General features: G+C 66.2%; 12 protein-coding genes. 5 read left to right on the top strand and 7 right to left on the bottom strand.

Annotated elements, in window-relative coordinates:
- The first annotated feature begins 9 nt into the window (after positions 1-9).
- Both ASG11_RS08190 and ASG11_RS08185 read left to right on the top strand, forming a co-directional pair.
- Positions 10-1,674: a helicase HerA-like domain-containing protein gene (locus ASG11_RS08190; protein ID WP_055777578.1), complete on the top strand. Its 1,665-nt coding sequence runs from the start codon at positions 10-12 to the stop codon at positions 1,672-1,674.
- Between the two features lie 27 nt (positions 1,675-1,701).
- Positions 1,702-2,169 (top strand): hypothetical protein, encoded by a 468-nt coding sequence (locus tag ASG11_RS08185; RefSeq protein ID WP_055777576.1) that lies wholly within the window; start codon positions 1,702-1,704, stop codon positions 2,167-2,169.
- Here ASG11_RS08185 and ASG11_RS08180 read toward each other — a convergent pair.
- The 4 genes from ASG11_RS08180 to hrcA all read right to left on the bottom strand — a co-directional run bounded on the left by ASG11_RS08180 (position 2,164) and on the right by hrcA (position 5,712).
- Positions 2,164-3,390: a threonine synthase gene (locus ASG11_RS08180; RefSeq protein ID WP_055777573.1), complete on the bottom strand. Its 1,227-nt coding sequence runs from the start codon at positions 3,388-3,390 to the stop codon at positions 2,164-2,166. The two genes, ASG11_RS08185 and ASG11_RS08180, sit on opposite strands and share 6 nt — an antisense overlap.
- A 126-nt stretch (positions 3,391-3,516) precedes the next feature.
- The gene (locus tag ASG11_RS08175; protein WP_055777570.1) at positions 3,517-4,077 is read right to left on the bottom strand and encodes a hypothetical protein; all 561 of its coding nucleotides are present in this window, start codon (positions 4,075-4,077) and stop codon (positions 3,517-3,519) included.
- Between the two features lie 19 nt (positions 4,078-4,096).
- Positions 4,097-4,648, bottom strand: a complete 552-nt coding sequence (gene grpE, locus ASG11_RS08170) for a nucleotide exchange factor GrpE (protein WP_055777567.1) — start codon at positions 4,646-4,648, stop codon at positions 4,097-4,099.
- A 20-nt stretch (positions 4,649-4,668) separates the two neighbouring features.
- On the bottom strand, positions 4,669-5,712 hold the full coding sequence (gene hrcA / locus ASG11_RS08165) for a heat-inducible transcriptional repressor HrcA (protein WP_055777564.1): 1,044 nt from the start codon (positions 5,710-5,712) through the stop codon (positions 4,669-4,671).
- Between the two features lie 267 nt (positions 5,713-5,979).
- Between hrcA and rph the strand changes: the two genes are divergently transcribed.
- Positions 5,980-6,696: a ribonuclease PH gene (gene rph / locus ASG11_RS08160; RefSeq protein ID WP_055777561.1), complete on the top strand. Its 717-nt coding sequence runs from the start codon at positions 5,980-5,982 to the stop codon at positions 6,694-6,696.
- Positions 6,693-7,331: an RdgB/HAM1 family non-canonical purine NTP pyrophosphatase gene (rdgB, locus tag ASG11_RS08155; RefSeq protein WP_055777558.1), complete on the top strand. Its 639-nt coding sequence runs from the start codon at positions 6,693-6,695 to the stop codon at positions 7,329-7,331. The genes rph and rdgB overlap by 4 nt, the downstream gene beginning before the upstream one ends.
- Positions 7,332-7,450: 119 nt before the next feature.
- Here the strand turns inward: rdgB and ASG11_RS08150 are convergent, their stop codons facing one another.
- From ASG11_RS08150 to ASG11_RS08140, 3 genes are read right to left on the bottom strand one after another with little or no spacing between them, the layout of a single operon-like run.
- Complete coding sequence (locus ASG11_RS08150) at positions 7,451-8,668, bottom strand: MBL fold metallo-hydrolase (RefSeq protein WP_236697427.1); 1,218 nt, start codon at positions 8,666-8,668, stop codon at positions 7,451-7,453.
- Positions 8,669-8,701: 33 nt separating this feature from the next.
- Entirely contained in the window at positions 8,702-9,622 is a 921-nt protein-coding gene (locus ASG11_RS08145) for a DMT family transporter (protein WP_055777555.1), read from the bottom strand.
- Positions 9,619-11,142 carry a fumarate hydratase gene (locus ASG11_RS08140; protein WP_055777552.1) on the bottom strand — a complete coding sequence of 508 codons (1,524 nt, stop codon included), beginning with the start codon at positions 11,140-11,142 and terminating at the stop codon, positions 9,619-9,621. The genes ASG11_RS08145 and ASG11_RS08140 overlap by 4 nt, the downstream gene beginning before the upstream one ends.
- Before the next feature lie 134 nt (positions 11,143-11,276).
- Between ASG11_RS08140 and ASG11_RS08135 the strand changes: the two genes are divergently transcribed.
- Entirely contained in the window at positions 11,277-13,925 is a 2,649-nt protein-coding gene (locus ASG11_RS08135; RefSeq protein ID WP_055777549.1) for a putative bifunctional diguanylate cyclase/phosphodiesterase, read from the top strand.
- The last annotated feature ends 17 nt before the right edge of the window (positions 13,926-13,942 follow it).

Raw genomic sequence — 13,942 nt, 5'->3', positions numbered from 1 at the left:
GGAGCGATCATGGCGGACGGACCTATCTTCATCGGCAGCGGACCCGGCGGCACCAACCCGCAGAACCTGGAACTGAAGCGCGCCAATCGCCACGGCCTGATCGCGGGCGCGACCGGCACCGGCAAGACCGTTACGTTGCAGGGTATTATCGAGGGCTTTTCCGAACGCGGCGTGCCGTGCTTCGTCGCCGACGTGAAGGGCGACCTTTCCGGCCTCGCCATGGCCGGTTCGCCCACCGCCAAGACTCACGAAATCTTCGCCGCGCGCGCCGCCGAGATCGGCGAGACCGACTGGTCGTACAGCGACAACCCGGTGCAATTCTGGGATCTCTACGGCGAGCAGGGCCACCCGATCCGCACCACCGTCAGCGAGATGGGGCCGCTGCTGCTCTCGCGCCTGCTCGACCTGAACGACGTGCAGGAGGGCGTGCTCAACATCGCTTTCCACGTTGCCGACAAGGACGGGCTGCTGATCCTCGACCTCGACGATCTTCAGTCGATGCTGGTCCATTGCGGCGAACGCGCCGACGAACTCACCACCACCTACGGCAATGTCAGCAAGGCCAGCCTCGGCACGATCCAACGCTCGCTGCTGCAACTGCGCAGTCAGGGCGGCGACCATTTCTTCGGCGAACCCGCGCTCGACATGGACGATTTCATCGGCGTCGACGACAAGGGTCGCGGCATCGTCAACATCCTCGCCGCCGACAAGTTGATGGCCAGCCCGAAGCTTTATTCCACCTTCCTGCTCTGGCTGATGAGTGAATTGTTCGAACATCTCCCCGAGATCGGCGATCCCGAAAAGCCCAAGCTCTGTTTCTTCTTTGACGAGGCGCATCTGCTGTTCGACGAAGCGCCCAAGGCGCTGCTCGACAAGATCGAACAGGTCGTGCGCCTGATCCGTTCCAAGGGCGTCGGCATCTACTTCATCACGCAGAACCCGATCGATATCCCCGATACCGTCGCCGGTCAGCTCGGCAATCGCGTCCAGCACGCCCTCCGCGCCTTCACTCCGCGCGATCAGGCGGCGGTGAAGTCCGCCGCGACCACCTTCCGCGCCAACCCTGGCGTCGATGTCGAGACGGTGATTACCGAACTTAAGGTCGGTGAGGCACTCGTCTCCTTGCTGCTGCCCGACGGCTCGCCCTCGCCGGTGGAGCGCACATTGATCAAGCCGCCCCGTTCGCGCGTCGGTCCGGTCACGCCGGTCGAGCGCGGCGTCCTGATCCAGACCGATCCGATCGGCACCAAATACGATACGCTGGTGAACCGAGAATCCGCCGAGGAGATCCTCGCCGCCAAGGGCAACGAAGCCGCCGCCGCCGCCGCCGAAGCCAAGGCCAAGACCGAAGCCGACAAGGCCGCCGCGCTACAAGCCAAGGCCGACGCGGTCGCCGCCAAGGAGGCCGAACGCCAGCGCATCGCTGCGCAACGCGAGGCGGATCGCCAGGCGAAACTGACCGAGCAGCAGCAGAAGGCGGCCGAACGCGAGGCGGCGAACAGCCCCTGGAACCGCGCGATCACCTCCGCCACCCGCAGCGCTTCGTCGGCAGTGGGCCGAAGCGTGGCGAACGAGGTGTCGAAGGCGGTGTTCGGATCATCGCGCGGCGCAGCGTCCGGCGTGGTCGGCGGGCTGGTGCGCGGCATATTGGGCGGACTGTTCAAGGGCCGGTAACGCGACGAAGCGGTTCCCCTATTTCATATGACCGACGCTCGCCCCCTCACCTCCGGCGAAACCGATCTTGCCCGCTCGATCTTCGGCGGCGCGATCGATTACGCCCCCGTGCGCATCGTCCGGCGCAAATGGGCCTTCTTCCAACCGCGCGAAACTGTGATGGCGCCCACCGGCAACATCCATTTCCATCCCGAGGGCTCGCTCTACCGCGACGATTTCGCCGTCGCCCACCCGGTCGATCAGGGCCTGTTCCTGCACGAGATGACGCACATCTGGCAGCATCAGAAAGGCATCGTCCTGCCGCTGAAACGCCACCCCTTCTGCCGCTACGACTACGCGATCAAACCGGGCCAGCCGCTCCATCGCTATGGCCTGGAGCAACAAGCGGAAATCGTCCGCCACGCCTTCCTGCTGCGCTGCGGCTGCACCGTCCCCGGCGCGCCGCATCTGGCGCAATACGAGACGATCCTGCCGTTCGGTACCGCGCGACTATAACGCCGCCAGATCGATCTCCGCGTGCCGATCGACCTTCGCATCCGCCGCCGGCATCGGGTATTTCAGGCCCGTCGCGCAGTTGAACAGCACCGCGCTTTCGTCCTCGTCGATCCAGCCCAAGCGTAGCGCCTCGCGATACGCCGCCAGCGTCGCACCACCTTCGGGGCAAAGCAGCAGCCCGTCCTTCTTCGCCGCGTCGTCCACCGCCTGCAGGATCGCGGGATCGCCCACCGCCATCGCCTTGCCGCCGCTCTCGCGCACCGCGCGCAGGATCAGGAAGTCGCCCACCGCCTTGGGCACGCGGATGCCCGCCGCGACCGTCGCCGCATCCTCCCAACGCTCGGCATGTTCGACGCCGTCATCGAACGCGCGCACGATCGGCGCGCACCCGCTCGCCTGCACGGCGTACATGCGCGGTCGCTCCGATCCGATCCAGCCGAGCTTCTCGAGTTCGTCGAACGCTTTCCACATCCCGATCAGGCCCGTCCCGCCGCCGGTCGGATAGAAGATCGCCTGTGGCAACTTCCAGCCGAACTGCGCGGCCAGTTCCAGCCCCATCGTCTTCTTGCCCTCGATCCGGTACGGCTCTCTCAGTGTCGAGAAATCGAACCACAGCCCTTCCGCCGCGCCGCGCCCTACGATCGCCCCGCAATCGTCGATCAGCCCGTTCACGCGGTACACCCGTGCGCCCTGCAATGCGATCTCGCGCACGTTGATCTCCGGCGTATCGTCCGGGCAGAATACGATCGTTTCGATCCCGCAGCGCGTCGCATACGCCGCCAGCGCCGCGCCGGCATTGCCATTGGTCGGCATCGCGATCCGGGTGACGCCGAGCGCCTTGGCCATCGCCACCGCCATCACCAGACCGCGCGCCTTGAAGCTGCCGGTCGGCAAGCGCCCCTCGTCCTTCACCAGCACGTTTGGCCCGCCCGACCGGGTCAGCGGGATCAGCGGCGTCTCGATCTCGCCCAGGCTGACGATGTCGGACGTGCGCCGCACCGGCAGCAACTCCCGCCAGCGCCACAAATCGGTCTCCCGCGCCTCCAGCATCGCCTTGGGCAGGAACGCCTTGATCGCCGGCAGATCATAGCGGACGAGCAACGGCCGCCCGGCCTTGGACAGCCCGTGCAACTGGTCCGCCTCATAGCGCTCACCGGTCAGCGAACATTCGAGATGCGTGACGAAGGTCGGGCGATCGGCGGTGAGGTTGGCGTTCACCATGTGCCCCCAGCCTGCTCGATTGCCTTCAACAGTGCGCGCTTACTCTCCGTCCGGCGGTCACCAGAATTGCGCGGCATCTCCGGGTTGCCCGCAGCGATGCGGCGCCGTTCTATTTCCGCAACGAAATCATCCAGCGGTATCGGTTTCGAGGTGTTGAATGCCAAAGTCACCGGCTGTCTCTTCCCTAATTCTTCTTTCCAGATAGGCGGTGTCCATGTCCGTGTGAAGCGCGGCCAGCACTTGTGCCTGCGCCAGCATCTCGGGCGCGGAGCCGGACGCGAATTGCCCCATCCGATCAGCGATCATATCCTCGATCGACAGAATCGATACGGTGCCATCAGCTCCGAGATCGAGCTGAATCACACGCTCCCGATCGGCTAAGCCTTCGAGAAGCGTCGAGGAAACAACCTCGAAACCTAATCGGAAATCGGGATGCATCCATCCCCTTGTCGCCCTGCCTGACCCACTCGGTCGAACGAAGCCGAGTTGCGCCAACGCTTCTTCGAACTCTTCTTGCCGGGACGTGGCGATATCGAAGTCGCCGGTCGCGATCAGATTGTTGGAATACAATTCGACCGCCGCACCGCCGACCAGAACCGGGGCGCTGAAACCCTGCTGCACCAATTGGCGGCTGGCCCGACCAAAAAAGCGAAGCGCTTTCTCGAAGTCGGGCCGAAGTGATTTCAAAAGAGGATTGCCCGGCCGATCATCCCGCCGCCTTCGCCACACCCACAAGCGCCGGCCGCAACAGGCGGTCCTTGATCATATATCCCGCCTGCATCTCCTGCACGACGGTGCCGGGCTTCTCGTCGCTCGGCAGTTCGAACATCGCCTGGTGGCGATTGGGGTCGAGCGTTTCGCCCATCACCGTCATCTTGGTGATGCCGTGCCGCGAAAAGACCGAATCCAGTTCGCGTCCGGTCGCCTCCAGTCCGGCGACCAGGCCCTTCATCTTCTCGTCCTGACGCAACTCCGCAGGGATCGCATCCAGGCCGCGCGCGAGGTTGTCGGCCACCGACAGCAGGTCGCGCGCGAATGCGGTCGCAGCATAGGCGCGAGCGTCCTGCGCTTCCTTCTCGGCGCGGCGGCGGATGTTCTGCGCCTCGGCATGCGCATAGAGCAACGACGCCTTGGCCTCGGCCAGTTGCGCCTCAAGCTCCTTCACCCGGTCCTGTCCGGCCACTTCCGGCGCAGCCTCGGCGGTTTCCTCGCGCAGGTCGGTTGCCTCTGCAGTGTTCTTGATGTCGTCGTCGTTCATGTCGCTCTCTGAAATCCCATTCAACCCATGAGCCGCGCAAGCGTGGCTGCCGTAAAATCCACCATGGGCACGACGCGGGCATAGTTCAACCGCGTCGGCCCGATCACCCCGACCACGCCGATCACGCGGCCGTCCAGCCCGCGGAACGGTTTGGCGATCACCGACGATCCCGACAGCGAGAACAATTTGTTCTCCGCACCGATGAAGATGCGCGTCGAATCCCCCGCGCTCGCGCTGTCGAGCAGCCCGGCAATCTCCTGCTTTCCCTCAAGATCATCGAGCAATTCGGTGATGCGCTGCAACTGCACCGCATCCGCCGCGTCGATCAACCGCCCCTGCCCGCGCACGATCAGTACCGGACGGCGATCGCCATCCTCGCTCCACACCGCCAGCCCGCGCTCGATCAACGTGCGCGCCGCGTCGTCCAGCATCGCGCGTTCGTCGAGGATCTCGCGCTCCAGCCGCCCGCGCGCCTCGGCCAGTGTCAGGCCGGAGAGCATCGCGGTCATGTAATTGCCTGCCTGCACCAACGCGGAAGGATCGACGCCGCCGGGCAGGTCGATCACGCGATTCTCCACCGCGCCCTCCTCGCTGACAAGGACGGCCAAGGCCTTGTCGTGCGACAGCGGCACGAAGCTCATCTGTCGCAACACCAGTTCGCGCTTCGGCACCATCACCAGCCCGGCGCAGGCCGACAGGCCGGATAGTGCCAAAGTTGTCGCCGCCAGCGCCGCCTCGACCGGTCCCGGCTGGCTCACGCGCGACTCGATCGCCGATCGTTCCTCGGCGCTCGGCTCCAGCGCCTGCATCATTCCGTCGACGAACAGCCGCAAGCCGGATTCGGTCGGCAGCCGCCCCGCGCTGGTATGCGGGCTGGCGATCAGGCCAAGTTCCTCCAGATCCTGCATCACGTTGCGGATCGATGCGGGCGACAGGTTCAGACCGGACAATTGCGCGATCGTCCGCGATCCCGTCGGCGATCCGGTGTTGAGATAGCTTTCCACGACGACACGGAAGACGTCGCGCGCGCGGTCGTTCAGGTCGCTGATCGGGGGGGCCATCATGCACCTGATATGGGGGACTTCGCCGTCCGGCTCAACGCCCCTTGTTTCGGCGCGATAGCGCCCGTCGACCAGCGGTGTCGGGCCTTGCAATGTTGGGAAATGCTTGAAACCGTTCGACATCACCCACCGCGCCGGGGAGGACTCCGTCAGGCTGCGCAAGGCCGATATCGCGTGACTTTGTGTGAACTTCGCCCGCCGTCCACCCGGGGGTGACATGATCCGCGCCACCCACTACGGCACCGCCAACCATTCCCGAGGAGATTTCTCATGCGCCCATCCGGCCGCGCCCCCGATCAGATGCGCGTCATCACCATCGAACCGCGCTTCACCAAACATGCCGAGGGTTCCGTGCTGATCGGCTTCGGCGACACCAAGGTGCTGGTCACCGCCTCGGTCGAGGAAAAGGTGCCGCCGTTCATGCGCGGCAAGGGCGAGGGTTGGGTGACGGCGGAATACGGCATGCTGCCGCGCGCCACCAACACGCGCAACAACCGCGAAGCGGCCAAGGGCAAGCAATCCGGTCGCACCCAGGAAATCCAGCGCCTGATCGGCCGCAGCTTGCGCGCCGTCACCGACATGAAGCTGCTCGGCGAACGCCAGATCGTGCTCGATTGCGATGTGATCCAGGCCGATGGCGGCACCCGCACCGCCTCGATCTCCGGCGCATGGGTTGCGCTCCGCCTCGCGATCGACGGCTTGCTCGAAAGCGGCAAGCTCACCGCCGATCCGCTGACGCAGAAGGTCGCGGCAATCAGCTGCGGCATCCACCAGGGCGCGCCGGTGCTCGATCTCGATTATATCGAGGATTCGAATGCCGATGCCGACGCCAATTTCGTGCTGCTCGAAAACGGCAACATCGCCGAGGCACAGGCCACCGCCGAGGGCGCGACCTATGACGAGGAAGCTCTTTTGCGTCTGCTGCGTTTGGCCCGTATCGGCTGCGCGGACATCTTCGCGGCACAAGCGAAGGCAGTGGCGAAATGAGTGCAGAAGGTGACCAGCCCCAGGCGATCCGCAAGCTGAAGCCCGGCAAGCTGGTCATCGCCACGCACAATGCCGGCAAGTTGCGCGAAATCCGCGACTTGCTCGGGCCGTACGGGATCGAACCGATCTCGGCGGCGGACCTCGACCTGCCCGAACCGGAAGAGACCGGCACCACCTTCGTCGCCAATGCGGAGCTGAAAGCGATGCAGGCCGCCGATCTCTCCGGCCTGCCCGCGCTTGCCGACGATAGCGGCCTGTGCGTCGATGCGCTGAACGGCGATCCCGGTGTCTACACCGCCAATTGGGCCGAGACGCCCGAGGGCACGCGCGACTGGACGATGGCGATGGGCAAGGTCGAGGACAAACTCGCCGCACTCGGCCCGGAGGTCAGCCGCCGCGCGCATTTCGTCAGCACGCTCGCGCTCGCCTGGCCGGACGGTCATGTCGAATGGTTCGAAGGGCGGATCGACGGCATGCTCACCTGGCCACCCCGTGGGCGGATGGGCTTCGGCTACGATCCGGTGTTCGTAGCCGACGGCCACGAACAGACCTTCGCCGAGATGGACCCGGCGGCCAAGGCCGCGATCAGCCACCGCACCGACGCCTTCCGGCAATTGGTGGCGGCGGTCCTCTAGGCTGCTGTAGTCGCCCTCACCCTTCGCCGCCTTCGGCGTCTTTTCCCTCTCCCGTTGGGGGAGGGAGGGAGGAGCGCAGCGACGGAAGGGTGAGGGTGACCAAAGGTGATCGAAACACTTTAACGCAGCGCGCGCACCGCCGGCGTATCGAGGCATTTGACCACCGCCGCGCGCGTCACCACCGGCGGCGCGGCGATATCGGCCAGCGCCGGAATCTCCACCGGCCGGCCGATCTGCGCGGGCGCGAACCGGCGGACAGGATCGCCCGCCTGATGGCTGCACGCCATCGCCTTGGCGAGCAATTTGGGCGGCGTCAGATACGCCTCGTAGGTCTGTCGGAAGGTGCCCCAATGGATCGGAATCGCGGTCTGCGCGCCCAGCCGGCGGAACACCTCGACGGCGTCGACCGGCCCGATATGCGCCGCCGATGCCATCTGGCCAGGCACGAAGCGGAACGCGCCGATCGGGATCAGCGCGAGCCGGATGCGGCCCAGCCGCGCCGCCTCGTCGGCCCAGGCGAGATCGCCCGCCCCGGTATCGCCACCGAAGAACAGATTGCCGGCCGGCAGTTCGATCACGAAGCTGGACCACAAGGCCCGATTGCGATCCGCCAGATACCGCGTGCCCCAATGATGGTTGCGCGTGACATGCACCTTCGCGGCATGGCCGGGCACCGGTACCACCCCGCCCCAATCCCGCGCCACCGCCTCGATCCCCTCCGCCCGCAACAGGGCATCGTTGCCCAGGCTGGTGACGATCAGCGGACGATCCCGCGTCCACAATGCCTTCAGCGTCGGCAGGTCGAAATGGTCGTAATGGTTGTGGCTCAGCACCACGACGTCGATCTTGGGCAGGTCGGCCATCCGGATGCCGGGTTCGGTGACTCGCTTCACGCCGATCCCGAACGGCCCGGTCTTCGTGCTCCACACCGGATCGGTCAGGATGTTGAGGCCCGGCACCTGCACCAGCACGCTAGAGTGCCCGATCCACGTCGCCCGCATCCGGCCCGCCGCCGCGCCCGGCGGCAAGAGCTCGGCCGGCGCGGCGGGGCGGACGAACACCCTGGCAGGCCAGGCCGGGCGCCCGTCACTTCCCGTCACCTGCCGCCACAAGAACGCCAGCCGATTGTTGCCCGGCAACCGCAGGTCGTCGTCGCTGCCATCCGCGTTGAAGAAGCGCGCGCCATCATAATGCCCGGTGCGCGGCCCCTGATAATAGATCCGGTCGAGGAATCGCGGCACGATCACCACCGCCAGACAGAAGGCGATAACGAGGAACAGGGCAGCGATCAGGACGATGCGCATCACGCGCCGAGGAGTCGATCTGGCAGACATCATCGTCCCGTCCCACAGCCGCGCCACCGCGGCAAGCTACAGCGCGCCCGCCAATGCCAGCACCACGCCGATCGCGACCAGCACCAGCCCGACGCCCTCGCTCCGCACCATGCGCTCGCCGAGATAGAAATGCGCAAACGCCATGGTGAAGGCGATCTCGATCTGCCCGACGATGCGCACCAGTGCGACCGGGGCGGAGGCGAAGGCGGTGAACCAGCAGGCCGAGCCGAGCGAGGACATCATCCCCACCTGCCCCGCGATCCGCCAGTTGGCGAACACCAAAGGCACCTGATCGCGCTCGCGCCACCACAGATAGCCACCCTGCATCAGCGTCTGCAGCGCCACCGTGGCGACCAGCGTCAGCACTCCGGCGCGAATATGGTCATCGGTGCCGATCTCCATCGTCGCGCGCCGGATGCCGATCGTGGTCACCGCGAAGAAGAAGCCCGACGCCATGCCGTAGAGCGCCGCCTTCTGCCCGAGCGCACGCAACAACTCGCTCGGCCCCATCCTTTTGCCGCCGGTCGACAGGATCATCACCCCTGCCACACCGCTGGCGATACCAAGCCACACGAGCACGGAGAGGCGATCGCCAAGCAGCACTACGGACAGCAAGGCACTCTGCACCGCCTCGGTCTTGGAATAGGCGGTGCCGACGACGAAGTTGCGCTCCTCGAACGCCATCAGCAGCAGGTTGGTGGCGACGATCTGAGCGATCCCGCCCGCTGCGCAGAACAAGAGGAAGTAGGGTCCGAGCGGCGGGAATGGTGCCGGCGCGATGCCCCATTGATACAAGGCGGCAAAGGCGAAGGCGAACGGCAGCCCATAGAGATAGCGAACCAGACCCGCCGCGTTGACCGAAAGCGCCTTGCCTACGCGCCGCTGCACCGCCGTGCGCCATGCCTGCAAGGCCCCGGCAAATAGTGTGGCGGGGATCCAGATCGGCGCGGCGATCACACGCCTTCCAGCAATCTCTCCCGGGCGATCTTTTCCTTCCACACGAGCGGTGCCAGCTGGTGCACGTTATTGCCTTCGCTATCCACCGCCACCGTCACGGGGAAATCCTGCACCTCGAACTCGTAGATCGCCTCCATGCCGAGGTCCGCGAAGCCGACGACCTTCGAGCCCTTGATCGCCCGCGCCACCAGATACGCCGCGCCTCCGACCGCCATCAGATATGCCGACTTGCCCTCGGCGATCGCCTTGGTCGCGTCCGGCCCGCGTTCGGCCTTGCCGACCATCGCGAGCAGGCCCTGGCCGAGCATCATCCGGGTAAAACTGTCCATCCGCGTCGCGGTGGTGGGGCCGGCGGGGCCGACCACTTCGTCGCCGACCGGATCGACCGGGCCGACATAATAGATCACGCGTCCCGCGAAATCGACCGGCAGCGGGTCCCCGGCATCGAGCATGTCCTTGATCCGCTTGTGCGCGGCGTCGCGACCGGTCAGCATCTTGCCGTTCAGCAGCAACCGGTCGCCCTGCTTCCACGTCGCGACGATTTCCGGTGTCAGCGTGTCGAGATCGACCCGGATCGCTGCGGCATCCGGCGTCCAATCGACCTTCGGCCATTCGTCGAGCTTCGGCGCCGCGAGGAAGGCTGGGCCGGAACCGTCGAGCGTGAAGTGCGCATGGCGTGTCGCGGCGCAATTGGGTATCATCGCCACCGGCTTGCCCGCCGCGTGGCACGGCGCATCCATGATCTTGACGTCGAGGATCGTGGAGAGGCCGCCCAGCCCCTGCGCACCGATGCCCAGCGCGTTGACCTTGTCGAATATCTCGATGCGCAGCTTCTCGATATCGGTCTTCGGCCCCCGCGCCTTGAGCGGCCCCATGTCGATCGGCTGCATCAACGCCTGCTTGGCAAGCAGCACGCAATGTTCCGCCGTACCGCCGATGCCGATGCCGAGCATGCCCGGCGGGCACCAGCCGGCACCCATCTGGGGCAGCATCTCCAGCACCCAGTCGACGATCGAGTCGCTCGGGTTCATCATCTTGAACTTCGATTTGTTCTCGCTGCCGCCGCCCTTCGCCGCGACATCGACCGACACCGTGCTCCCCGGCACCATCTCGACGTGCAGCACGCACGGCGTGTTGTCCTTGGTGTTGCGCCGCGTGAAGGCGGGATCGGCGAGTACCGATGCGCGCAGCTTGTTGTCCGGGTTCAGATAGGCCTGCCGCACGCCCTGATCGACGATCTCCTGCAGCGATCGGCTGGTTTCATCGAAACGGCAGTCCATGCCCCATTTGACGAACACGTTGACGATGCCGGTATCCTGGCAGATCGGGCGATGCCCCTCGGCGCACATCCGGCTGTTGGTCAGGATCTGCGCGATCGCATCCTTGGCGGCCGGCGACTGCTCGGCCTCATAGGCCTCGCCCAGCGCGTGGATGTAATCCATCGGGTGGAAATAGCTGATGAATTGCAGGGCGTCGGCGACGCTCTCGATCAGGTCGGCTTCGCGGATGATGGTCGTCATGAAAGGTCCTCGGGCGCACACTCGGCGCTTCCTTATGCGCGCCGTGCGCGGCGGCCAAGTATTTTGCCCGTAACCCCGGCTTAACCAAAGCCGGAAAGCAAATCCAAAACCCGCCTCGTTACGGAGGGTCGCAGATGCGCACCCCCCACCTTTCCATGTCGTCGATCCCGCCAGCCGCGCGTGGCCTGTGGCACAATCTGGTGCTCGGCGCGGACGAGGAGCGCGAGCCCGAGACGCAGTACCGCCAGTTCGAACAGCTCGCCGTCGCGTGGCCTGCCGCGCTGATGGCGCAGTTCCTCGCCGGCGCGCTGCTGGTATGGACCGCATATCGGATCGGGAGCGCCGATCTGATCGAACGCTTCGCCCTGCATTCCGCGCTGGTCCTGGTGTTCGGCGTGATCGCCCTGGGCCTAGTCAAGCTCGACGCGATGCGTGGCTTGGCGCCGCATCATCAGGTGCGCGCCACGGCGCTCTGCAGCGCCGGCCTCGGGGCCGGCCTGTTCTCGATGTTGTGGATCACCGGCGGTATCGGCAGCATCGTGCTGCAACTGGCGAACTTCGTCGCCACCTTCGGGGCGATCATCGTCACCGTCATCGCCCTGCAATCGGTCCGCGCCGGCCTCCTGGCGTTCGCCGTAGCGCTGGTGGCGAGCATCCTGGTGCTCAGCGGGGCCAGCCTGGTGAGCGGCATCGCGCTGATCTTCCTCGCCTGCCTCGCGGTGGCCATCGCAGGTCTCGCGCGGCTCGATCACCTCCAGGCCGCGGCGCGGGTGGCGAACGACAATCACGGCTCGCTGGCGCGCCGGCTGGTCCATGAGTTCGAGGATCACGGCAACGGCTGGTTCTGGCAGACCGATCGACACGGCCGCCTCGTCTACCTGTCGTCCAAGGTCGCCGCCGAGGTCGCGGCGAGCGGCGCGCCCGCCATCGGACAGATGCTGACCGCCGTGTTCAAGGTCGACAGTGCCTCGCCCGATACCGAGCGCACCTTGGGCTTTCACCTGTCGTCGCGCACGTCCTTCTCGGACTATTCCGTCCGCCCGGTCGCGGACGTCGCGGAGCGCTGGTGGTCGATCTCGGGTCGTCCGATCATGGACGGTATGAACCGTTTCCAGGGCTTCGTCGGCAGCGGCAGCGATCTGACGCAGAAGCGCCAGTCCGAAGCCGAGATCACGCGCCTCGCTCTGTTCGACGGGCTGACCGGGCTCGCCAACCGCCAGCGTATGCGCCTGTCGCTCGATCAGACGCTCGCCGCGCCGCAATCCGGGGTTCGCGCCACGTCGCTGTTCCTGCTCGATCTCGATCGCTTCAAGGCGGTCAACGATACGCTCGGCCACCAGACCGGTGACGCCTTGCTCAAGCAGGTCGGCCAGCGGCTGCAACGCAGCGTCGGCGATGCCGGCCTGGTCGGGCGCCTTGGCGGCGACGAATTCAAGGTCGTCCTGCCGCGTGAAGCCAATCGCGATCGGCTGGCCGAGCTGGCCCGCACGATCATCGCAGCGCTGTCCCAACCCTATTTCATCGACGGATCGTCGATCACCATCGGCTGTTCGATCGGCATCGCCATTGCGCCGGAGGATGGCGCGGATTCGGAAACGCTGGTCCGCAACGCCGACCTCGCACTGTACGCCGCCAAGGCCGACGGACGCGGCATCCACCGCTTCTTCCGCAGCGAATTGCTGCTCGGCGCGCAGAACCGCAAGCTGCTGGAGGACGATCTGCGCAAGGCGCTGGCGCAGGACGAGTTCCACGTCGCCTACCAGCCGGTGGTCAGCGCCCGGACGGAGCGCATCGTCGGCTACGAGGCGCTGCTGCGCTGGGATCACCCGACGCGCGGCGCGGTGTCGCCGGCCGAGTTCATCCCGGTGGCGGAGGATTGCGGGCTGATCGAAGCGATCGGCGAATGGGTGTTGCGCACCGCCTGCGACGAGGCGGCGAGCTGGCCTTACGACATTCGCGTCGCGGTCAACGTCTCGCCGATCCAGTTCGCCAACCCGGCGCTGCCGGCGATCGTCACCAGCGCGCTGGCCCGCTCCGGCATCAGCCCCGATCGGCTGGAGCTGGAGATCACCGAAGGTGTGTTCCTGAACGAAAGCGCGTCGTCGGAGAAGATGTTCAAGAGCCTGAAGCGCCTCGGCGTCCGCCTGGCGCTCGACGATTTCGGCACCGGCTATTCCTCGCTCGGCTATCTGAAGAAGGCGCCGTTCGACAAGATCAAGATCGACCAGAGCTTCGTCAAGGGCGCGGCGATCGCCGGCAACCGCAACGCGGCGATCATCAAGGCAATCGTCACGCTCGCCGATACGCTGGGTATGGAGACCACCGCCGAGGGGGTCGAGGTGCAGGACGAGATCCAGCTGATCCGCGATCTCGGCTGCACGCATATCCAGGGTTACGTCTACGGCAAGGCGGCGCGCGCCGCGGAGGTGGTCGAGCAGATGGAAGCCAAGGGCGGCATGGCGACCGCGACCGGCTATCGCGCCAGCCGTTCGCCGCGCACCACGATGCTGCGCAGCGCCCGCATCTCGTCCGAGGGCGTCGAGGGCGAGGTGCGGATCCGCAACATGTCCGCGACCGGTGCGCTGATCGACGGAATCGATATCGAGGGCGATGCGGCCGGGATCGACGTGCTGATCGAACTGCTGGAGGACCAGATGTTCCCGGCCAAGCTGCGCTGGGCGGCGGACGGCAAGGCCGGGCTGGAATTCGTGCAGAACTTCAACATGGAGCGGCTGAATCCGGCCAACGCCGCGCTGCCCGCCTCGATCCGCCGCTCCGCCTGATCCGCAGCGGCGGCCGG

Origin of the sequence: Sphingomonas sp. Leaf357 (assembly GCF_001423845.1) — a bacterium.
In the GTDB taxonomy this organism is placed as follows: Bacteria; Pseudomonadota; Alphaproteobacteria; order Sphingomonadales; family Sphingomonadaceae; genus Sphingomonas.
Note: the sequence above shows the minus strand (reverse complement) of the source record. Positions and strands in the feature narration are given on the sequence as shown.

Coding starts and splice junctions, on each gene's coding strand:
- ASG11_RS08185 (WP_055777576.1), top strand. CDS start 1,702: ATGACCGACGCTCGCCCCCTCACCTCCGGCGAAACCGATCTTGCCCGC.
- ASG11_RS08140 (WP_055777552.1), bottom strand. CDS start 11,142: ATGACGACCATCATCCGCGAAGCCGACCTGATCGAGAGCGTCGCCGAC.
- grpE (WP_055777567.1), bottom strand. CDS start 4,648: ATGAACGACGACGACATCAAGAACACTGCAGAGGCAACCGACCTGCGC.
- rph (WP_055777561.1), top strand. CDS start 5,980: ATGCGCCCATCCGGCCGCGCCCCCGATCAGATGCGCGTCATCACCATC.
- ASG11_RS08150 (WP_236697427.1), bottom strand. CDS start 8,668: ATGATGTCTGCCAGATCGACTCCTCGGCGCGTGATGCGCATCGTCCTG.
- ASG11_RS08180 (WP_055777573.1), bottom strand. CDS start 3,390: ATGGTGAACGCCAACCTCACCGCCGATCGCCCGACCTTCGTCACGCAT.
- ASG11_RS08135 (WP_055777549.1), top strand. CDS start 11,277: ATGCGCACCCCCCACCTTTCCATGTCGTCGATCCCGCCAGCCGCGCGT.
- rdgB (WP_055777558.1), top strand. CDS start 6,693: ATGAGTGCAGAAGGTGACCAGCCCCAGGCGATCCGCAAGCTGAAGCCC.
- hrcA (WP_055777564.1), bottom strand. CDS start 5,712: ATGATGGCCCCCCCGATCAGCGACCTGAACGACCGCGCGCGCGACGTC.
- ASG11_RS08190 (WP_055777578.1), top strand. CDS start 10: ATGGCGGACGGACCTATCTTCATCGGCAGCGGACCCGGCGGCACCAAC.